This window comes from Melaminivora alkalimesophila (assembly GCF_000282995.1).
In the GTDB taxonomy this organism is placed as follows: Bacteria; Pseudomonadota; Gammaproteobacteria; order Burkholderiales; family Burkholderiaceae_C; genus Melaminivora; species Melaminivora alkalimesophila.
In genome coordinates this window covers 1-603 of the sequence record NZ_ALEE01000134.1, presented here as the reverse complement: position 1 = coordinate 603, position 603 = coordinate 1, and the positions used below count along the sequence as shown (strand labels likewise).

General features: G+C 77.4%; 1 protein-coding gene. It reads right to left on the bottom strand.

Features of this window, described 5'->3' with window-relative positions:
* On the bottom strand, window positions 1–603 hold a 603-nt coding region (locus tag A612_RS01935), incomplete at both ends, for an FAD-dependent oxidoreductase (protein ID WP_040435636.1).

Here is a 603-nt window from a genome sequence, read left to right as displayed (position 1 = left end):
GGCGGTGGCCAGCGCCTGGCCCGCCGCATCGAAGGCGTGCCACTGGCCCTCCGCGGGCTGCAGCCGGGCCACTTGCGAGCGCCCCTGCCAGGAAACGCCGGGCTGCGCGAGCAGGCGTGCGATCAACGCGAGCGGGCGCACCCAACCGCCGCGCACGTGCCAGCAGGCGGAGGCGCCAGGGGGAAGATGGCTGGCGCTGCGCTGCGCGGCGGTCGCGGGCCGGCTCCACTCCAGCCCCGGGCCCTCATCCCAGGCCAGGCGCATCGGGGCATCGACCCCGTGCTCGAGCACGCCGCATGCCTGCCATGCCATCCCTTCGTCCTCGGCGGCTAGCGCACCGAGGGTCTGCAGCGCCAGGCGCACGCCCGCGCGGGACAGGCGTGACAGCAGGCTGTCGTCGGGCGAGACGTGGGGTGCGAACACGCCTGCCGGCAGGCCGGAAGCTCCTGCGGCCGGAGCGTGTCCGGCATCCAGCACGCGGACCCGCCACCCGCGACGCGCCAGGCTGGCGGCGACGGCAGCGCCTGCGAGGCCCGCGCCCACCACCAGGCAATGGCCGGGCGCGCTGCCTTCGGCCAGCCCCGCTGGGGGCAGCGGCGGCCG